The sequence below is a fragment of the Streptomyces sp. NPDC101118 genome, from assembly GCF_044759445.1.
Lineage (GTDB): Bacteria > Actinomycetota > Actinomycetes > Streptomycetales > Streptomycetaceae > Streptomyces.
This window is the reverse complement of the sequence record NZ_JBIVZG010000004.1, coordinates 152,464-171,917: the sequence shown is the minus strand read 5'-3', so window position 1 is coordinate 171,917 and position 19,454 is coordinate 152,464. Positions and strand designations below refer to the sequence as shown.

The window sequence follows — 19,454 nt, the reverse complement described above, 5'->3', positions numbered from 1 at the left end:
GGGGTGAGGCGCCGTGGTGGTGCGGGCCGTCGCCGCTGCGCGGAGCCGTTTCCCCACCCCGCCCCTTCCCGAACTGGGGGCTCCGCCCCCAGGCCCCCGCGCCTCAAACGCCGGCGAGGCTGTATACATCCGTATTCAGCCCCTCCGGCGTTTGAGGAGCGGGGGTCCGGGGGCGGAGCCCCCGAAACGGGTCCGGGCGGAGCCCGGGAAACGGAGAAAGGGCGGGTAGGGGACCGGCCCCGCAGGGCAACGCACCCGCACCCGGCAACGCACCCGCACCCGCACCCGGCAACGCACCCGCACCCGGCACGGCACCCGCCCCCGCAGGGGTCAGGCCCGGCCCGGACCCGCAGGGCCGGCACAGCGCTAGGCCCGCACGGGCCGGTCCGGTAGCGGGGTGGTCAGCGGGGCTGCTCCGGCGGCCGCTGACGCGGCATGTTCGGACGCGTACCCGGCGGCAGCGGGAAACGCGCAGGAACCGCCCCCGCCTCCGACCGCGCCGCCCCCGACCCCAGCGACTGCGTCACCAGCGGCGCCGGCCCGGCCCGGAACTCCACCATCCAGTCGGCGGTCTCCGACCGCACCAGCTCCGTCACGTCCTCGGAGAACCGCCGCAGCACCGTCAGGCACCGCTCCGCCGCCTCGCTCGCCGTACCCTCGGTCGGCCCCAGGACCTCCCGCACGTTCTCCGAGGCCCAGTCGAACTGCAGGGTCGCCAGCCGGCGCTGCACCGCCTGCGCGGTGGCCACGTCCCGCATCCACCCCGAGGTCAGCCCGAAGAACCGGTCGCAGGCCAGCGCGGCCGCGGCCACCAGCAGGGAGAGGTACCCCCAGGTCGAGGCCCCGGGCAGGGAGCCGGTCAGCTCCAGCAGCGGCAGCGCGGCGCCGGTGACCGCGCCCACGGCGGCCACGCCCCGCAGGGCCCGCGCCCCGCGGCGCTTCCAGGCGCGGTCGGAGAGGTACCACTCGGCCGTGCGCAGCGCGTCGGCCTCGACCCACCGGTAGAGCTCGTCCAGGCGCTCCGCGGGCTCTCCCCAGTCCCCGAGGGGGAACGGGCGGCCGGTCAGGTCGTGCGCCTTCGGGCCACCTTCCTCCCGCGGATCCCGGGGCGGCCCCTCGGGCTGCATTTCCGGCTGGCTCACCCGGCACTCCCTCTGCCTGCGCTGACGTGATGGTGGTGCGCGTGTGCGCAATGATGCGCTAGCCCTTCCTACCGCCGAACGGCGGGGTATGGACATCGAATCCCGGGATTTCCGCCCGCAAGGAGGTCTTGATCAGGTACGGGGGCGGCGGAACTCTCACCCGAAAGAGTTGGTCCTCTCGGCGTAGGGCGCGCCGCGCGGGGAGCACGTAGGCTCGGTTTGACCGCAAGAGACAGGAGCGTGTGACCGTGATTCCCGGTGGTGGGCAGCCCAACATGCAGCAGCTGCTTCAGCAGGCCCAGAAGATGCAGCGGGACCTCGCCGCGGCCCAGGAGGCCCTCGCGGCCACCGAGGTCGAGGGTCAGTCCGGCGGCGGACTGGTCAGGGCCACCGTGACCGGCTCGGGCGAGCTGCGCGCCCTGGTGATCGACCCGAAGGCGGTCGACCCGGAGGACACCGAGACCCTCGCCGACCTGGTGGTCGCGGCGGTCCAGGCGGCCAACGAGAACGCCCAGGCGCTCCAGCAGGAGAAGCTCGGTCCGCTGGCCCAGGGCCTCGGCGGCGGTTCCGGCATCCCGGGTCTGCCCTTCTGACCCGGCCCGGCACTACCGTACGAACCCCGGCGACCGTCCGAACCCGAGAGACAGCAGAGAGAGAAGGCAGAGTCCGTTGTACGAAGGCGTGGTCCAGGACCTGATCGACGAACTGGGCAGGCTGCCCGGCGTCGGGCCCAAGAGCGCCCAGCGGATCGCCTTCCACGTCCTCCAGGCGGAGCCGGCGGACGTGCGGCGGCTCGCCCACGCGCTGCTGGAGGTCAAGGAGAAGGTCCGCTTCTGCGCGGTGTGCGGGAACGTCGCGCAGGAGGAGCTGTGCGGCATCTGCCGCGACCCGCGCCGCGACCCGACGGTGATCTGCGTGGTCGAGGAGCCCAAGGACGTGGTCGCGATCGAGCGGACCCGCGAGTTCCGGGGCAAGTACCACGTGCTCGGCGGCGCGATCAGCCCGATCGAGGGCGTCGGCCCGGACGACCTGCGCATCCGGGAGCTGCTCGCGCGGCTCGCGGACGGCGCGGTCACCGAGCTGATCCTGGCCACGGACCCCAATCTGGAGGGAGAGGCCACCGCCACGTACCTCGCCCGGATGATCAAGCCCATGGGCCTGAAGGTCACCCGCCTGGCCAGCGGGCTCCCCGTCGGGGGAGATCTGGAGTACGCGGACGAGGTCACGCTCGGGCGGGCCTTTGAAGGAAGGCGACTACTCGATGTCTGACGCAACGCTGCACGCCGTGGGCCAGGATCCGGCCGACTTCGCCGTCCAGATCGCCGACTCGGTCGAGTCCTTCATCGTCGCGGTCACCGAGGTGGCCAAGGGTGAGGACCCGGACCGCGCGGTGCCCTTCCTGCTGCTGGAGGTCTCCCAGCTGCTGCTGGCCGGCGGGCGGCTGGGCGCCCACGAGGACGTCCTCCCGGACGAGCGGTACGAGCCGGACCTCGGCCCCGAGCAGGACGTGGACGAGCTGCGCGAGCGGTTCGCGCTGATGCTGGACCCGGTGGACGTGTACTCCGAGGTCTTCGACCCGTACGAGCCGCGCAAGGCGCCCGTCGCGCACCGCATCTCGGACGACGTGGCGGACATCGTCAGCGACCTCCGCCACGGGCTGGCCCACTACCGCGCGGGCCGGGTGACCGAGGCGCTGTGGTGGTGGCAGTTCTCGTACTTCACCAACTGGGGCCCGACCGCGTCGGCGGCCCTGCGGGCCCTGCAGTCCGTGGTCGCGCACGTCCGCCTCGACCAGCCGCTCCAGGAGCTGGACGGGCTGGACACGGACGAGGACCTCGCCGAGGAGGACCTGGCGGAGCAGGCGGGCCGGGTGATGGCCGAGGAGCTCGGCGGATCGCTCGGGCTGCCCGGCCGCTGATTCCCGGCGGAGTTCCCCGTGGGGTTCCCCGCGGAGTTCCCGGCAGCGGCTTGGCGAAGATCACATCTCATGATGTGACACGCGCCGATCGCAATCCGGTCGCTCGATAGACTGGCCCGGACCGGAGTGACGGTCGGACCGCAGTAATGGACTGAGCGAGGAGCGCACGTGGGCCTTGTCGTGCAGAAGTACGGAGGCTCCTCCGTAGCCGATGCCGAGGGCATCAAGCGCGTCGCCAAGCGGATCGTCGATGCCAAGAAGAACGGCCACCAGGTGGTCGTCGTGGTGTCTGCGATGGGCGACACGACGGACGAGCTGATCGAACTCGCCGAGCAGGTATCTCCGATGCCTACCGGGCGTGAATTCGACATGCTGCTGACCGCCGGAGAGCGGATCTCCATGGCCCTGCTGGCCATGGCGATCAAAAACCTGGGCCACGAGGCCCAGTCGTTCACCGGCAGCCAGGCAGGCGTCATCACCGACTCGGTCCACAACAAAGCGCGCATCATCGATGTCACGCCGGGCCGGATCCGCACCGCGCTGGACGAGGGCAACATCGCCATCGTCGCCGGTTTCCAGGGCGTCTCGGCGGACAGCAAGGACATCACCACCCTCGGCCGCGGCGGCTCGGACACGACCGCCGTCGCGCTCGCCGCGGCGCTCGACGCCGAGGTCTGCGAGATCTACACCGACGTCGACGGCGTCTTCACCGCGGACCCCCGCGTCGTGAAGAAGGCCCGGAAGATCGACTGGATCTCCTCCGAGGACATGCTGGAGCTCGCCGCCTCCGGCTCCAAGGTGCTGCTGCACCGCTGCGTGGAATACGCGCGCCGTTACAACATCCCGATCCACGTCCGCTCGTCCTTCTCCGGACTGCGCGGCACCTGGGTCAGCAACGAGCCTCAAGGGGACGAGCAGGTGGAGCACGCCATCATCTCCGGAGTCGCCCACGACGTCTCCGAAGCCAAGGTCACGGTCGTCGGCGTCCCGGACAAGCCGGGCGAGGCCGCGGCCATCTTCCAGGCCATCGCCGACGCCGAGATCAACATCGACATGATCGTGCAGAACGTGTCGGCGGCGTCCACCGGCCTGACGGACATCTCCTTCACCCTCCCCAAGAGCGAGGGCTCCAAGGCCATCGACGCCCTGGAGAAGGCGAAGTCCGCGATCGGCTTCGAGTCCCTGCGCTACGACGACCAGATCGGCAAGATCTCCCTGGTCGGCGCGGGCATGAAGACCAACCCGGGCGTCACGGCCGCCTTCTTCAAGGCGCTGTCCGACGCCGGCGTGAACATCGAGCTGATCTCGACCTCCGAGATCCGCATCTCCGTCGTCACCCGCCAGGACGACGTCAACGAGGCCGTCCGCGCGGTGCACACCGCCTTCGGGCTCGACTCCGACAGCGACGAGGCCGTCGTCTACGGAGGCACCGGACGATGACCGGCGCCCGGTCGGCCCCGACGCTCGCCGTCGTCGGGGCGACCGGAGCGGTCGGTTCGGTCCTGCTCCAGATCCTGTCCCAGCGCGCGGACGTCTGGGGCGGCATCCACCTGATCGCCTCCTCCCGCTCGGCGGGCAGGCCCCTGGCCGTGCGCGGCGAGGAGAGCGAGGTGCTCGCGCTGACCGAGGACGCCTTCGACGGCGTCGGTCCGCGCGACGTGGTGGTCTTCCTGACCCCGGACGAGGTGTCCGCCCGCTGGGCGCCCGTCGTGACCGCGCGCGGCGCGGTGGTGGTCGACGGCTCCGGGGCCTTCCGCGCGGACCCCGAGGTCCCGCTGGTGGTGCCCGAACTCAACGCCGCGGCCGCGCGCCTGAGGCCCCGCGGGATCGTCGCCGGGCCCGGCAGCGCCACCCTGGCGCTCACCACGGCCGTGGGCGCGCTGCACGCCGAGTTCGGCCTGGCCGGGCTCACCGTGTCCTCGTACGAGGCCGTGAGCGCGTCCGGCAGGGCCGGAGTGGAGGCGCTCCGCCGCCAGTTGGCGCTGGTGGCCGGTACGGAGCTGGGGGAGCAGTCCGGGGACGTGCGGCGGGCCGTGGGCGAGGGTCTGGGGCCCTTCGCCGCGCCGGTGGCCCTGAACGTCGTCCCCTGGGCCGGCGAGGACGCCGGTGACGGCTGGTCCTCCGCCGAGCTGGCCCTGCGGGCCGAGACGCGCAAGGTGCTCGGGCTGGACGCGCTCCCGGTGTCGGTCACCCGGGTCCGGGTGCCGGTCGTGACCGGGCACTCGTTGTCCGTACGCGCCTCCTTCGAGGGCGAGGTCACCGCCGCCCGGGCGCACGAGATCCTTGCCACAGCTCCCGGTGTGGTGCTGGCCGACGATCCCGGAATGGCGGAGTTCCCGACTCCGGTCGATGCGGCCGGTACGGACCCCACCTGGGTGGGCCGGGTGCGCAGATCCCTTGATGATCCAAGGGCGTTGGAATTCTTCGTTTCCATGGACAATTTGCGCAAGGGTGCCGCACTCAACGCCGCGCAGATCGCGGAACTGGTCGCCGCCGAATTCGCGTCCGCCTGAAGGGACGGCCTGGCCGAGCCCGCATCGCACATCCCTTTGTAGGATCTTCAGTGATCCCGTGATCAAGGTGATGGCCCACTGCCGCCTGGATAAATGGGGCAACTGGGAAGAGTGGTTACGCATGAGGGCTTTTGACGTGTCGCAGATCGGCATGCCTCACGCGTACAACCCTGACGGGGGGATGCGTGTCCAACTGGCGTGGCAGAGGTCCTCGACATTGCAGTCATACCGGTGCGCGGCACGCTCGTTCCGCCGATCCGGCGTCCCCGCGTACCAGCAGGCAACTCCCGGGCGAGCGGCTTCGGGGGAGGGCTGCCCGTAATGGCTCCCGTGCCGACCACGCGTACCGGTCTCGTGCCCTCACCGCGTGAGAGTGCCGACCCGGTGATCGCCGCGGGCACCACCGTCGACCACCTCACCGAGACGTACCGGGCGCACTACCGCTCGCTCCTCGGGCTCGCCGCGCTGCTCCTCGACGACACCGCGTCCTGCGAGGACGTGGTGCAGGAGGCGTTCATCCGGGTCCATTCGGCGCGCAGCCGCGTCCGCGACCCCGAGAAGACCCTGGCGTACCTCCGCCAGACCGTCGTGAACCTCTCGCGCTCCGCGCTGCGCCGCCGCATCCTGGGCCTCAAGCTGCTCTCGAAGCCGATGCCGGACATGGCCAGCGCCGAGGAGGGCGCGTACGACCAGCTGGAGCGCGACGCGCTGATCAAGGCCATGAAGGGCCTCCAGCGGCGGCAGCGCGAGGTGCTGGTCCTGCGGTACTTCGCCGACATGACCGAGGCCCAGGTCGCCGAGACCCTCGGCATATCGCTGGGCTCCGTGAAGGCGTACGGTTCGCGGGGCATCGCAGCCCTGCGACTGGCGATGGGGGAGCAGCAATGAGTCCTGTGCCGGACCGGACACCGTCGTCCCCCGATCCCGAACCGACCGAAAGCGGCAGCGTGAACCCCAGCCCCACCCCCGGCCCCGAGAACGAACTCGAGCTGAGGAGCCTGCTGCGGGGAGCCGTGGAGGGTCTGGAGCCCTCCGACGGCGCGCTGGCCAGGCTCCAGGTCGCCGTCCCCCGCCGGCGGCAGCGCAAGCGCCAGGCGCTGGTCGGCGTCGCCGCGGCGGCGCTGCTCGTCGGCACCGCGATCCCGGCGTTCTTCCGGGTCGCCACGTCGCCGGACTCCGCGAACCCCGCCATCGCCGGCCACGGGGAGAAGGCCCCCGACGGCAGTACGGGGGGCGGCAGTACGAACCCCAATCTGACCGGCCCCGACGTCTTCGGGCCCTCGGCGCTCGCCTCCCCCTCCGGCAAGCCGGGCAAGGGCAAGGGCGGCAAGAACGGCCGCGACGGCAAGGACCGCGGCAAGGGCGGCACCCCCAAGGGCGAGCCGGCCGACAGCGGCATCGGCAAGGGGGGCCCCAACCCGCCGTCGGACGACTCGGGCAGGACCCCGGTCTGCCAGGCGGACCAGCTGGGCGTGGCGGTGCAGGACACCCGTACCCCGGACGCGGACGGCAAGGTCTACGGCACCTTCCGGATCACCAACGTCTCGCAGAGCGACTGCGTCGTCGGCAGCGGCGGCTCGGTGTCCGCGCTCGCGGCCGACCAGCGGCAGGTCACGGTCCTCGACCACACCTCGGGCGACCCGGCCACCGGGCTGCCGGACCCGTCGTCCGAGCAGCGGGCGCTGCGGCTGGAGCCGAACGCGGCGTACGAGGTCCAGTTCGCCTGGGTGCCGGCCCAGTCGTGCCCGGACCCGACCTCGGTGCCGGACCCCAGCCCGGACCCGACCGCGTCGGACGGCGCGACGGACTCGGACCCGCTGGACGGCGGCGAACCGCCGGTGGACCAGTCGGAGAACCCGCCGCCGGCCCAGGCCGGCGCGGTCTCGGTCACGCACGTGGCCGACCCCGGCGCGCCGGTCGCGACGACGACGATCCCGAACGCGTGCGAAGGCACCGTCTACCGCACCGGCATCCTGGCGGCGCCCCCGTCCGCCTGACCCTCCCGGGGGCCCGTCGCCCGTCCCGTCCCGGGTGCGGCGCGCTCCCGGGTGCGGGTCCCGTGCCGGGTGCGGTGCGCTTGCGGGTGCGGGTCCCGTGCCGGGTGCGGTGTGCTTCCGGGTGTGGGTCCTGTGCCGGGTGCGGTGTGCTTCCGGGTGTGGGTCCTGTGCCGGGTGCGGTGTGCTTCTGGGTGCGGGTCCCGTGCCGGGTGCGGTGCGCTTGCGGGTGTGGGTCCTGTGCCGGGTGCGGTGCGCTTGCGGGTGTGGGTCCTGTGCCGGGTGCGGTGCGCTTGCGGGTGCCGGGCCGTGCGAGGTGCGGTCCGTTGCCGCTGCGCGGAGCCTTCTCCCCGCCCCGCCCTTTCTCCGTTTCCCGGGGCTCCGCCCCGGACCCTCCCCCAGACTCCGTCCGGGGGGACCCCCACGCCTCAAACGCCGGCGAGGCTGGATTCCGCTGCGCGAACCCAGCCCCCGCCCGCACATCCCGCGCCGCAGGCATACCCCAGCGCCACGGGCGAATCCAGCGCCGCAGGGATATCCAGCGCCGCCGGCAAATCAAGCCCCTCCGGCGTTTGAGGAGCGGGGGTACGGGGGCGGAGCCCCCGAAGGGTCCGGGCGCAGCCCTGGGGGCACCTCCCAGCGGTAGCTGGGGGAGGAACGGAGGAAGGGCGGGTAGGGGACCAGCCCCGCAGGGCTCAGCCCCGCACGGCTCCGCCACCCGGTACCGCCCCGGCATCGGCACCTGCCCCGGCATCCGGTACGGCACCTGCCCCGGCATCCGGTACGGCAGAGGCATTGGCACCCGGTACGGCAGAGCTACCGGCATCCGGTACGGCAGAGCTACCGGCATCCGGTACGGCAGAGCTACCGGCATCCGGTACGGCAGAGCCACCGGCACCCGGCACGAGGCCGAACTCCGCATCCCGCAGGGCCTCGGCCTCCCGCCGGTACAACCGCACCCACATGAAGACGACGAACGCCGCGAAGACGAACCACTCACCGGTGTACCCGAGGTTCTGGAACGCCTTGAGGTCCAGCCCGGTCCCCGCGGGAGCAACGGCCGGCACCGGCGTCAGCCCGCCCGAAGCCACCGGCACGGTCAGCCACGCGTCGTACAGCTCGTACGGCACCAGGTTCACCAGCGACGCCGCGGCGATCACGCCCAGCTGCCCCGCCGGGAGGCCACCCACCGCGTGGACGCCCCGGCTCGTCGAGTTCTCCGAGGCCTGCAGCGCGCCGGTCACCGTGACCCGCCCGGAGGGAGCCGCCGGCCCCTTGCCCGAAGCGGTCCCCGGCAGCCAGCCCCGTACCACCGGGACCGCCTTCCCGGCGTCCGTCCGCAGCAGCGTCAGCACGTAGTAGCCGGACTTTCCGTCCAGCTTCCGCTCCGGGACCAGGAACTGGTCGGCGTACGTGCCGCTCACGGACGCGGTACGCCCCGAGGTCTCCTTGTCCACCGGCAGCAGGGACTCCAGCGGGGCCGCCGAGCTCTCCGCGGCGGGGCGGGGAGCCGTGGCCTCGCGGTGGCTGTCGACGCGGTCCTCGAACCGGCCGAGCTGCCAGGACCCCATGAAGAGGCAGAAGGGGACGGCCAGCACGACGAAGAGGTTGATCCCCCACCAGCGCGGGGTCAGCAGAAACCGGTGCACCCCACCACGGTACGGGGGGTGCACCGGCCACGGTCCGCGGGGTCAGCCCGCGACGCCTCCCGCGGCACCCCCGGAGGTACCCCCGGCGTACCCGCCCGCCGGCGCCCCCAGGTGCTTCAGCGCGAAGTCGATCTCCATGCGCACCTGCCTGATCCGCTCCTCGACCACCAGCGAACCGTGACCCGCGTCATAGCGGTACACGTCGTGCACCGCGCCCCGCGCCGCCAGCCGGTCCACGTAGTTGTCGATCTGCCGGATCGGGCAGCGCGGGTCGTTCACCCCCGCCGCGATGTGCACGGGAGCCTTGACCGCGTCCACGTACGTCAGCGGCGAGGAGGCCGCGAACCGCTCGGGCACCTCCTCCGGCGTCCCGCCGAACAGCGTCCGGTCCAGGGCCTTCAGCGCCTCCATCTCGTCGTGGTACGCCGTCACGTAGTCGGCCACCGGGACCGCCGCCAGGCCCACGGCCCAGGCGTCCGGCTGCGTACCGAGCCCCAGCAGGGTCAGGTAGCCGCCCCAGGAGCCGCCCGACAGCACCAGCCGCGCGGGGTCGGCGAGACCCGAGGACACCGCCCACTCCCGCACCGCGGCGATGTCCTCCAGCTCGATCAGGCCCACCCGGTGCTTGAGCGCGTCCGTCCAGGCCCGCCCGTACCCCGTCGAGCCGCGGTAGTTGACCCGCACCACCGCGAAGCCGTGGTCCAGCCAGGCCGCCGGGGCCGCCGCGAAGGCGTCGCTGTCGTGCCAGGTCGGCCCGCCGTGGATCTCGAACACGGTCGGGAAGGGCCCCTCGCCGCCGGCCGGCCGCTGCGCGAGCGCGTGGATCCGCCCGCCGGGCCCCTCCACCCAGGCGTCCTCCACCGGCACCGAGCCGGGTGCCTTCATGCCCGGCGGGTCGAGCACGACCGCGCCCGTGGTGGAGCGCACGGAGGACGGCTGCGCCGCCGAGGACCACAGGTACTCCACCGTCCCGTCGGGCCGGGCCGTCGCGCCCGAGACCGTGCCGGGCGGGGTGTCCACCCGGGTCAGCGCGCCGGTGTCCGGCTCGTACCGCCACAGTTCGCTGCGCGCCTCGTGGCTGTGCGCGACCAGCAGCGCCGAGCCGTCCGGGTACCACTCCGCGCTCACGTCGCCCGGCAGGTCGAGCACCAGGTCGGTCTGCGTTCCGGTCGCCACGTCCCACACCATCGGCTCCCAGCGCCCGCGCCGCTGGTGTCCCACCAGCAGCCGGGTGTCGCCGGCGACCGGTGCGAAGCCCAGCACCTCCAGGCCCAGTTCCTGCGTGCCGCCCTCGGTGTCGTCCAGCTCCGCGACCGTGGTGCCGTCCAGGTCCAGCACCCGCAGCGCGGAGTGCATGGCGTCGCCGTGCTCGGTGTGCTCGATCGCGACCAGCCTGCCGTCGCGCGAGAGGTCGCCCACGCCCGCCGACTCGCGGTGCCGGTAGATCTCCACCGGCGCCGTGCCGGGCCGCCAGACGTGGACGGTCGAGCCGTCCTCGTCGGTGGACCGGCCGACGACCGCGCTGCCGTCGCGCCCGATGGCCAGGCCCGCCGGGTACGAGGGGGCCAGCCCGGGGGTGGCGGGCTCGTCGGGGCCGCCGCCGAAGGGCTGCCGCATCCAGACGCCGAACTCGTCGCCGTCCTTGTCGGAGAACCACCAGATCCACTCGCCGTCCGGCGAGAGCGTGCCGTCCGTGGTGCCGTTGGGCCGGTCCGTGGCCTGCCGGCGCGTGCCGGTGGCGCGGTCCCAGGCGTACAGCTCGTAGGTGCCGGTGGCGTTGGAGACGAAGAGCGAGCGGTCCGGCGCGTCCTCGGCCCACTCCGGCAGGCCGGTCCGCGGCGCGCGGAAGCGCTTCTCCCAGTCGGGCATCGTGGTGTCATCGGTCATGTGCCCATTCTGTCCGCACTCGTTCGTAGGGTGGCCGGTATGCGGATGATCGTGCGGGACGCGCGGCTCTACGCCGGCGACGGCGAGGTGGCTCCGGGGCGGGCCGACGTACTGGTCGAGGACGGCCGGATCGCGAGGGTGGTCCCGTACGAGGAGCCGCCGCCGGGCACGGACGGGGACGCGGGCACGGGCCCCGGTACGGACGCCCTCGCGGAGGCCCGTACCGACGCCCGCACCCGCGTGGTCGACGCGCACGGCGCCCTCCTCGCCCCGCCCTTCGTCGAGCCGCACATCCACCTGGACACCGCCCTGACCGCCGGCGAGCCGCGGTGGAACGCCTCGGGCACCCTCTGGGAGGGCATCGCCTGCTGGAGCGAGCGCAAGGAGACCCTCACCCGCGAGGACGTGGTCGACCGGGCCACCGAGGTGCTGCGCTGGCAGGCGGCGCAGGGCGTGCTGCACGTCCGTACGCACTGCGACGTCACCGACGGCAGGCTCCTCGCCCTCGACGCCCTCGCCGAGGTCCGCGACCGCGTACGGGACGTGATCGGCCTCCAGATCGTCGCCTTCCCCCAGGAGGGCATCCGCTCCTTCCCCGACGGCGAGCGGCTGATGACCGAGGCCGTGCGCCGGGGCGCGGACGTCGTGGGCGCCATCCCGCACTTCGAGGACACCCGCGAGGACGGGGTCGAATCGCTCCGCTTCGCCTTCGCCCTGGCGGAGCGCGAGGGCCTGCGGGTGGACGCGCACTGCGACGAGATCGACGACGAGCAGTCGCGGTTCGTGGAGGTGCTGGCGACGCTGGCGCTGCGGTCGGGCCTCCGCGGCCGGGCCACCGCCTCGCACACCACCGCGATGGGCTCGTACAACGGCGCGTACAGCTACAAGCTCCAGCGGATCCTCGCGCGTTCGGGGATCAGCCTGGTCTGCAACCCCTTCGCGAACCTGGGCCTCCAGGGCCGCTTCGACGCCTACCCCAGGCGCCGGGGCCTCACCCAGGTCAAGGAGATGCTGGCGGCCGGGGTGAACGTGGCCTTCGGCCACGACGACGTGATGGACCCCTGGAACCCGCTGGGCACCGGCAGCCCCCTCCAGACCGCCCTGACCGGCGTGTACGCCGCCCAGCTCACCGGCACCGACGAGATCGCCACGGCCTTCGCGATGGTCACCGACCGGGCCGCGCGGGTGCTGGGCCTGGGGGAGGAGTACGGCATCGCGGAGGGCCGCCCGGCGAACTTCGTGCTGCTGCCCGCCGGTTCGCCGTTCGACGCCGTGCGCCGCCAGGTGCGGCCGCGTTACGTGGTCGCGCGGGGCCGGGTGGTCGCGGAGACCCCGTACCAGGCCACCCGGCTGGACTGGCCGGGCGAGGAGGGCGAGATGATCGACTTCGTGCGGCGGCGCGACGCCGCCGCCTGGCAACGGCTATAGGGGGAAGAACGATGGAACCGACGGGTGCGGGGATCCCGGGCGCCTGGATCCCGGGCGTGCAGGTCCCGAGCGGCGCGGCCGCGGAGGCGGCCAGGACGCTGGGCGCGGAGTACGCGGACGAGCCGCTGTTCAACCACTCGGTGCGCTCGTACGCCTTCGGCGCCGAGTACGCGCGGCAGCACGGCATCGAGTTCGACCGGGAGCTGCTCTACGTCGCGGCGCTCCTGCACGACCTGGGGCTGACCGTGCCCTTCGACAGCCACACGCTGCCCTTCGAGGAGGCCGGCGGCCACGTGGCGCGGGTGCTGACCGCGGGTCTCGGCTGGCCGCCGGCGCGGCGCGAGCGGGCGGCCGAGCTGATCGTGCTGCACATGCGGGACGACGTGTCGGCCGAGGAGGACCCGGAGAGCCACCTGCTGCAGGTCGGCACCAGCGCGGACGTGTCGGGGCTGCGGGTCGGCGGGTTCGACGCGGAGTTCACGGCGGCGCTGCTGGGCGTGTACCCGCGGGCCGGCTTCGGCCCCGCCTTCCTGGACCTGGTCACCGAGCAGGGCGTCCGCAAGCCCGGCTGCGCCGCCGCGCACCTGGTCGCGGGCGGCGTGGCGGCCCGGATCGCGGCGAACCCGCTCGACGCGGCACGCGACTAGGCCGTGTCTTTCGGATCAGGCCGGGCTCGCGGGGCCTGGCACGCACGCTCGCCGCGTTGTCGTCGGTCGCCAACGCTCCGCGTTGACTCCCTCCTCCGCCTTGCGATCGCACGCACCAGGCCCCGCTCCCTGATCCGGCCTGATCCGAAAGACACGGCCTAGCGCCTGCCCGGCGGATCATGCCCGGGTCCGACCCTGATCCGCCGGACAGGCCCTGGCGCCGTAGGCCGTACGGCCCACCGGGCTGGCCGACCCGCCCGGTGGCCCCGCAGGGTGGGGGTGTGTACGAAGACCTGCGCGCCGTGTACGTGAACTGCACCCTCAAGCGGTCCCCCGAGGTCAGCAACACCGAGGGACTGATCGACAAGAGCCGGGCCGTGATGGAGGCCAACGGCGTCACCACCGAGCTGATCCGCGCCGTCGACCACGACATCGCGACCGGCGTGTGGCCCGACATGACGGACCACGGGTGGGAGAGCGACGAGTGGCCGGTGCTCTACTCGCGGATCATGGCCGCGGACATCCTCGTGCTGTGCGGCCCGATCTGGCTCGGTGACAACAGCTCGGTCATGAAGCAGGTGATCGAGCGCCTCTACGCCTGCTCCTCGCTCCTGAACGAGCAGGGCCAGTACGCGTACTACGGGCGCGTCGGCGGCTGCCTGATCACCGGCAACGAGGACGGGGTCAAGCACTGCGCGATGAACGTCCTCTACAGCCTCCAGCACCTGGGCTACGTGATCCCCCCGCAGGCGGACGCGGGCTGGATCGGCGAGGCCGGGCCGGGGCCGTCGTACCTGGACGAGGGCTCGGGCGGGCCGGAGAACGACTTCACCAACCGGAACACGACCTTCATGGCGTGGAACCTGATGCACCTCGCCGGCATGATCCGCCGCGCCGGCGGCATCCCGGCCCACGGCAACCAGCGCTCGGAGTGGGACGCCGGCTGCCGCTTCGACTTCCCGAACCCCGAACACCGCTGAGGCCTCTGGACGCCTGGGCCTCGGGGCCCTGGGGCCCGCCGGCTACTGGCGGGCGCGCCGCGCGGGCCGCGGACTGTCCACAGGTGTGGACAGTTCCCCTTCGGCCAGCAGCCGCAGTCCCTTGACGAGCGCCGCCCGGTCGGCCTCGGGGAGGGCGGCGACCGCGTCGCGGTGCACCCCGTCCACGATCCGCCGGCTCTGCGCCGCGACCTCGGCACCCTTCTCGGTGACCGCGATGATCCGGGCCCGGCGGTCGGTGCTGGACGGCCGCCGCTCGGCCAGCCCGGCCTTCTCCAGCGCGTCCACGGTGACGACCATCGTCGTCTTGTCCATGTCGCCGATCTCGGCGAGCTGGATCTGGGTGCGCTCCTCCTCCAGCGCGTGCACGAGCACGCAGTGCATGCGCGCGGTCAGCCCGATCTCGCCGAGGGCCGCGGCCATGCGGGTGCGCAGGACGTGGCTGGTGTGGTCGAGCAGGAAGGAGAGGTCCGGCTCGGTCCGCCGGGGGGCCATGGCAGTCATGGGTCCAGCCTAGCGAACGGGTCCGTCAAAAATCGTCTCTCAATAAATCGTCTGCAACGGATCTATCTGCTACGGTCTCATCCATCAGCCACGTGCGTCCCCGACGGGAGAGACCATGTCCGCGCTTCCCACTGCCTCTGCCTCTGCAGCCCCTGCGCCTGCAGCCCCTGAGCCTGCCGCCCGCGCCACGCCACCCGCCCCCACGGGCCTCCGGTCCCGCTGGACCGCGCTCGGCGTGCTCTCGACCGGCATGCTGATGACGATCCTCGACGGCAGCATCGTCACCGTCGCCATGCCGGCCATCCAGGAGGACCTGGGCTTCTCCGCGGCCGGTCTGAGCTGGGTGGTCAACGCCTACCTGATCGCCTTCGGCAGCCTGCTGCTCCTGTCCGGGCGGCTGGGGGACCTGATCGGCCGCAAGCGGATGTTCCTCGCCGGCACCGCCGTCTTCACCGGTGCCTCGGTGCTGGCCGGCCTCGCCGCCTCCCCGGCCGTGCTGATCGCCGCCCGGTTCCTCCAGGGCGTCGGGTCCGCCGTGGCCGGCGCGGTGAGCCTCGGGATCCTGGTCACCCTCTTCCCCGAGGGCCGGGAACGGGCCCGTGCGATAGCCGTCTTCTCCTTCACCGGCGCGGCCGGAGCCTCCCTCGGGCAGGTGCTGGGCGGGGTGCTGACCGATGCGCTCGACTGGCACTGGATCTTCTTCATCAACCTGCCGATCGGCCTGGCCGCCCTGCTGCTCGCGCTCCCCGCCCTGCCGGCCGACCGCGGGCTCGGGCTGCGCGCCGGGGCCGACGTCTGGGGCGCGCTGCTGATCACCGGCGGCCTGATGCTGGGCATCTCCACCGTGGTCGGGGTGGAGCGGTACGGGTGGACCGCCGCCCGCACCCTGGGCCCCGGCGCCCTCGCCCTGCTGCTGCTGGCCGCCTTCGCGGTCCGGCAGGCGAAGGCCCGTACGCCCCTGCTGCCGCTGCGGATCTTCCGGTCGCGGGCGGTGGTCGGGGCCAACCTGGTGCAGATGCTGATGGTCGCCGCGCTGTTCGCGTTCCAGGTGCTGGTGGCCCTCTACCTCCAGCAGGTGCGGGGCTACGGTGCGGCCGCCACCGGTCTGGCGATGCTCCCGGCAGCGGTCACCATCGGTGCCGTCTCGCTGGGCGCCTCGGCCCGGCTCGCCGCCCGCTTCGGCGAGCGCAACGTCCTGCTGGCCGGTCTCGTCCTGCTGGTCGGGGCGCTGGGCCTGCTGACCCGCCTGCCGGTGCGGGCCGACTACGTGACCGATCTGCTGCCCGTGATGCTGCTGGCCGCCGGCTTCGGCCTGGCCCTGCCCGCCCTCACCGCCCTCGCGATGTCCGGCTCGGACGAGCGGGACGCGGGCCTCGCGTCCGGCCTGTTCAACACCACCGGCCAGATCGGGATGGCGCTCGGCGTCGCGGTCCTGTCCACGCTGGCCGCCGGCCGCACCCGCGACCTCGCCGACGCCGGCCGGCCGGCCGCCGAAGCGCTGACCTCGGGCTTCCACCTGGCCTTCGCCACCGGCACCCTCCTCCTCACCCTGGCCACGGCCACCACCCTGGCCCTGCTCCCGCGCCGCACCCCCACCCCCTGACCGGCAAGGCCCTCTTGACGCACGCGCCCGCCAAATTGAACATGCTCACGCCAACAACGAGGAGGACCCGTGCGCTTGCCCCGGACCCTGACCGCCCTCTCGGCCCTTGCCGCCTCCGCGATCATCGCGACGGCGGCGGGCTCGGGCACCGCCCACGCCGACGGAGACGCGTGGCGCACCAACCCCGAGCTCTGCCGGTCGGGCTGCAGCTCCGACGCGAACTACATCCGCTTCTGGCAGTCGGTGCTCTGGGCCGACAACGTCAACGGCCAGATCACCTCCACCGGCTTCATCGACGGCCAGTTCGGCCCGAACACGGAAGCCCGGACGAAGGACTGGCAGGCCATCCACCTCGACTGGGACGGCAACCAACTCCAGAAGGACGGCCGCGCGGGCCCGAGGACCTGGTGGTCGGCCCAGACCACGTACAACAAGAACGTCTGCACCTGGGACTCGGCCGGCAACAAGACCTGCACCTTCTACGGCACGGCCCACCAGTTCAAATGGGGCGTCCCGAACGCCGCGTCGAACGACTGGTGGTTCATCAACCCCCGCACCGGCACCAAGGTCACCCTCCAGGCCTGACCCACCCGGACAAACGGAAGAGCCACCTAGGAGATCTCCTAGGTGGCTCTGACCTGGTACTGCTGAGTCGGGGTGGCGGGATTTGAACCCACGACCTCTTCGTCCCGAACGAAGCGCGCTGCCAAGCTGCGCTACACCCCGATCGCCGCCGGGCGGTTCTGCTTGCCGTGGCGACATCGATTACTTTAGCGGACCCTCGCCCGGAGACGAAATCCGGTTTTCGGCGGGCCGCAGGGACAGGGGGCGGAGGTCCGGGCGGAGGCGGTCCGCGAGGACCAGGAGCAGGGCCAGCGCGTAGAAGGCGAGGCCCAGGACGACGGCGTTCACGGCGACCGGCGCGTACCCGTACCGGGCCGCGTCGATGAAGGGGTACGTGTAGCGGGTCGGGGTGCCGGGGGCCAGCAGGGCACCCCTGACCAGGGCGAAGCCCACGTACGCCAGGGGGTACGCGAGCCAGAGGGCGGCCAGCCGCGGGGTGAACCGGCGCGGCGCGGTCAGCAGCGCGAACTCCAGGACCGCCCCGACGGGGGTCACGGTGTGCAGCAGCTGGTCGGCGACCGCCCGCGCCCCGGTGAGCTTCGCGATGTCGTCCGTCACGTTGAACGGGCTCGCCGGGTTCGCCAGCACCAGGTGGTAGACGAGCCCGGTGATCAGGATGAACAGCAGCACCCCGCCCGTCACCAGCGGCGGCAGCGGCTCGCGGCGCTGCGCGGTGCGGGCCGCGGAGATCCCGTAGACCACGGCGACCGCGATGTTCGTCCAGATCGTGAAGAAGCTCAGCACCACCGGCACGCGGCCGTAGACGCACTCGATGGTCACGCCGGCCAGCGCGGCCAGGGCGATCAGGGCGCGGAACGCCGTCGGATACGCGGGTGCGATCATCCGGTCAACGTACTGCCGCGCGTCACTCCGCGGGCGTAAGCGTGAGCAGTGTCGCCTCGGGCGGGCACGCGAAGCGGACCGGCGTGAAGCGGTTGGTGCCGCAGCCCGCCGAGACGTGCAGGTACGCGCGGTTGCCGGCCAGCTCGTGCGTGGACAGCCCCTTCACCCGGTCGGTGTCGAGGTCGCAGTTGGTCACCAGCGCCCCGTAGAAGGGGATGCAGAGCTGCCCGCCGTGGGTGTGCCCCGCCAGGATCAGGGGGTAGCCGTCGGCGGTGAAGGCGTCGAGGGCCCGCAGGTACGGGGCGTGGACCACGGCCACCGAGAAGTCCGCGTCGGCGGCGGGACCGCCCGCGACGTACTCGTACCGGTCGCGCTTGATGTGCGGGTCGTCCAGTCCGGTGAAGGCCAGTTCCAGGTCCGGGAGCTTCAGACGCCCGCGCGTGTTGGTGAGGTTGACCCAGCCGGCCGCGTCGAAGGCGTCCCGCATCTCCTCCCACGGGTTGTGCACGGCGCCGACCACGGGCTTGTTGCCGTTCAGCCCGTGCCGCCCCTGCACCTTCTCGATGAGGTAGCGGCCGGGGTTGCGCAGCCGGGGCCCGTAGTAGTCGTTCGACCCGAAGACGTACACGCCCGGGAACTCCATCAGCGGGCCCAGCGCGTCCAGCACCTCGGGGATGCCCCCGGTGTCGGAGAGGTTGTCGCCGGTGTTCACGACGAAGTCGGGCCGCAGCCCGGCCAGGGACTGGAGCCAGGCCCGCTTCTTGTGCTGGCCGGTGACCATGTGGATGTCGGAGACCTGGAGCACCCGCAGGGGGCGCATGCCGCGCGGCAGCACGGGCACGGTGACCCGCCGCAGCCGGAAGGACCTCGCCTCGAAGCCGGCGGCGTAGGCCACGCCGGCCGCCCCGACGGCGGCGATTCCCGCGGTGACCTTCAGGGGTACTCCGTAACGCGCGTGCATGGTGCTTATCGTCGCAGACGCGGGACGCGCCCCGTGCCCGGCGAAACCCGGGGGCGCCGGCGGGCACTCACCTGGCAGACTCGACCCATGACCACGCTCAAGTCCAAGCTGCAGGAAGACCTCACGACCGCCATCAAGGCGCGTGACGAGCTCCGCTCGGCCACGCTCCGGCTGACCCTCGCCGCGATCACCAAGGAGGAGGTCGCAGGCAAGGTCGCCCGCGAGCTCTCCGACGACGAAGTCCTCAAGGTGATCACCAAGGAGGCGAAGAAGCGCCGCGAGGCCGCGGACGCCTTCGCCCAGGGCGGTCGCACCGAGCAGGCGGCGCGTGAGACGGCCGAGGGCGAGGTCCTGGCCGGGTACCTGCCGAAGCAGCTGAGCGACGACGAGCTCACCGCGATCGTGACCCAGGCCGTCGAGGAGGCCCGCGCCGCCGGCGCCGAGGGGCCGCGCGCCATGGGTGCCGTCATGAAGATCGTGAACCCGAAGGTGGCGGGCCTCGCCGAGGGCGGCCGCGTCGCCGCCGTCGTGAAGCAGCTGCTGGCCGGCTGACCGGCGTACGCACGCCAGGCGGCCGGCGCACGGAGCCGGCCGACCCGACGGTGTCGAAGGAAAGAGGGCGGGGGGCCCGCGCCCCGCCCGGGGCCCCCCCCCCCCCCCCGGGGCCCGGCGCCCCCCCCCCCCCCGAAAGCGGGCGGGGGGGAACCCCCCGGGGGGGGCCCGAACCCCGGAGAGGCGCCGGG

The 19,454-nt window shown here is 72.9% G+C and carries 19 protein-coding genes and 1 tRNA gene; 13 read left to right on the top strand and 7 right to left on the bottom strand.

Features of this window, described 5'->3' with window-relative positions:
• Positions 1-401: 401 nt before the first annotated feature.
• On the bottom strand, positions 402-1,142 hold the full coding sequence (locus ACIQUQ_RS09645) for an SLATT domain-containing protein (RefSeq protein ID WP_403973239.1): 741 nt from the start codon (positions 1,140-1,142) through the stop codon (positions 402-404).
• 248 nt (positions 1,143-1,390) lie between these two features.
• On the opposite strand from ACIQUQ_RS09645, the gene ACIQUQ_RS09640 reads away from it, so the two are divergent.
• The 7 genes from ACIQUQ_RS09640 (at position 1,391) to ACIQUQ_RS09610 (ending at position 7,570) form a co-directional block, all read left to right on the top strand.
• Positions 1,391-1,735 carry a YbaB/EbfC family nucleoid-associated protein gene (locus ACIQUQ_RS09640; protein WP_403973831.1) on the top strand — a complete coding sequence of 115 codons (345 nt, stop codon included), beginning with the start codon at positions 1,391-1,393 and terminating at the stop codon, positions 1,733-1,735.
• A gap of 76 nt (positions 1,736-1,811) precedes the next feature.
• Positions 1,812-2,411, top strand: coding sequence for a recombination mediator RecR (recR, locus tag ACIQUQ_RS09635; RefSeq protein ID WP_403973236.1), 600 nt, complete (start codon positions 1,812-1,814; stop codon positions 2,409-2,411).
• Positions 2,404-3,060 carry a DUF5063 domain-containing protein gene (locus tag ACIQUQ_RS09630; protein WP_403973234.1) on the top strand — a complete coding sequence of 219 codons (657 nt, stop codon included), beginning with the start codon at positions 2,404-2,406 and terminating at the stop codon, positions 3,058-3,060. Before recR ends, ACIQUQ_RS09630 begins: the two co-directional genes overlap by 8 nt.
• A gap of 168 nt (positions 3,061-3,228) precedes the next feature.
• The gene (locus ACIQUQ_RS09625; protein ID WP_399947033.1) at positions 3,229-4,500 is read left to right on the top strand and encodes an aspartate kinase; all 1,272 of its coding nucleotides are present in this window, start codon (positions 3,229-3,231) and stop codon (positions 4,498-4,500) included.
• Positions 4,497-5,573 (top strand): aspartate-semialdehyde dehydrogenase, encoded by a 1,077-nt coding sequence (locus ACIQUQ_RS09620; RefSeq protein ID WP_403973230.1) that lies wholly within the window; start codon positions 4,497-4,499, stop codon positions 5,571-5,573. Before ACIQUQ_RS09625 ends, ACIQUQ_RS09620 begins: the two co-directional genes overlap by 4 nt.
• Positions 5,574-5,771: 198 nt before the next feature.
• On the top strand, positions 5,772-6,461 hold the full coding sequence (locus ACIQUQ_RS09615; RefSeq protein WP_403973228.1) for a SigE family RNA polymerase sigma factor: 690 nt from the start codon (positions 5,772-5,774) through the stop codon (positions 6,459-6,461).
• A 59-nt stretch (positions 6,462-6,520) separates the two neighbouring features.
• The gene (locus ACIQUQ_RS09610; protein WP_403973225.1) at positions 6,521-7,570 is read left to right on the top strand and encodes a hypothetical protein; all 1,050 of its coding nucleotides are present in this window, start codon (positions 6,521-6,523) and stop codon (positions 7,568-7,570) included.
• 692 nt (positions 7,571-8,262) lie between these two features.
• Here ACIQUQ_RS09610 and ACIQUQ_RS09605 read toward each other — a convergent pair.
• Both ACIQUQ_RS09605 and ACIQUQ_RS09600 read right to left on the bottom strand, forming a co-directional pair.
• A complete protein-coding gene (locus ACIQUQ_RS09605) occupies positions 8,263-9,216 on the bottom strand; it encodes an SURF1 family protein (protein ID WP_403973222.1) in 954 nt (317 codons plus the stop codon).
• Between the two features lie 42 nt (positions 9,217-9,258).
• Positions 9,259-11,103, bottom strand: coding sequence for a S9 family peptidase (locus ACIQUQ_RS09600; protein WP_403973220.1), 1,845 nt, complete (start codon positions 11,101-11,103; stop codon positions 9,259-9,261).
• Between the two features lie 39 nt (positions 11,104-11,142).
• Here ACIQUQ_RS09600 and codA point away from each other — a divergent pair, with 39 nt between their 5' ends.
• The 3 genes from codA (at position 11,143) to ACIQUQ_RS09585 (ending at position 14,158) form a co-directional block, all read left to right on the top strand.
• Entirely contained in the window at positions 11,143-12,531 is a 1,389-nt protein-coding gene (gene codA, locus ACIQUQ_RS09595) for a cytosine deaminase (RefSeq protein ID WP_403973218.1), read from the top strand.
• Positions 12,532-12,542: 11 nt separating this feature from the next.
• The gene (locus ACIQUQ_RS09590) at positions 12,543-13,178 is read left to right on the top strand and encodes an HD domain-containing protein (RefSeq protein WP_403973215.1); all 636 of its coding nucleotides are present in this window, start codon (positions 12,543-12,545) and stop codon (positions 13,176-13,178) included.
• 281 nt (positions 13,179-13,459) lie between these two features.
• The gene (locus tag ACIQUQ_RS09585; RefSeq protein ID WP_403973213.1) at positions 13,460-14,158 is read left to right on the top strand and encodes a flavodoxin family protein; all 699 of its coding nucleotides are present in this window, start codon (positions 13,460-13,462) and stop codon (positions 14,156-14,158) included.
• A gap of 42 nt (positions 14,159-14,200) precedes the next feature.
• Here ACIQUQ_RS09585 and ACIQUQ_RS09580 read toward each other — a convergent pair whose 3' ends face one another.
• Complete coding sequence (locus ACIQUQ_RS09580; RefSeq protein ID WP_403973210.1) at positions 14,201-14,680, bottom strand: MarR family winged helix-turn-helix transcriptional regulator; 480 nt, start codon at positions 14,678-14,680, stop codon at positions 14,201-14,203.
• A 115-nt stretch (positions 14,681-14,795) separates the two neighbouring features.
• Between ACIQUQ_RS09580 and ACIQUQ_RS09575 the strand changes: the two genes are divergently transcribed.
• Both ACIQUQ_RS09575 and ACIQUQ_RS09570 read left to right on the top strand, forming a co-directional pair.
• Entirely contained in the window at positions 14,796-16,283 is a 1,488-nt protein-coding gene (locus ACIQUQ_RS09575) for an MFS transporter (protein ID WP_403973207.1), read from the top strand.
• A 69-nt stretch (positions 16,284-16,352) separates the two neighbouring features.
• Entirely contained in the window at positions 16,353-16,868 is a 516-nt protein-coding gene (locus ACIQUQ_RS09570; RefSeq protein WP_403973204.1) for a hypothetical protein, read from the top strand.
• A gap of 67 nt (positions 16,869-16,935) precedes the next feature.
• Here ACIQUQ_RS09570 and ACIQUQ_RS09565 read toward each other — a convergent pair.
• From ACIQUQ_RS09565 to ACIQUQ_RS09555, 3 genes are all read right to left on the bottom strand, one after another.
• Positions 16,936-17,009: transfer RNA gene (locus ACIQUQ_RS09565), tRNA-Pro, on the bottom strand.
• Between the two features lie 39 nt (positions 17,010-17,048).
• Positions 17,049-17,750 (bottom strand): Pr6Pr family membrane protein, encoded by a 702-nt coding sequence (locus ACIQUQ_RS09560; RefSeq protein WP_403973202.1) that lies wholly within the window; start codon positions 17,748-17,750, stop codon positions 17,049-17,051.
• A 22-nt stretch (positions 17,751-17,772) separates the two neighbouring features.
• Entirely contained in the window at positions 17,773-18,711 is a 939-nt protein-coding gene (locus tag ACIQUQ_RS09555; RefSeq protein WP_403973200.1) for a metallophosphoesterase, read from the bottom strand.
• An 87-nt stretch (positions 18,712-18,798) separates the two neighbouring features.
• On the opposite strand from ACIQUQ_RS09555, the gene ACIQUQ_RS09550 reads away from it, so the two are divergent.
• Entirely contained in the window at positions 18,799-19,263 is a 465-nt protein-coding gene (locus tag ACIQUQ_RS09550) for a GatB/YqeY domain-containing protein (protein ID WP_403664294.1), read from the top strand.
• Positions 19,264-19,454: the final 191 nt, after the last annotated feature.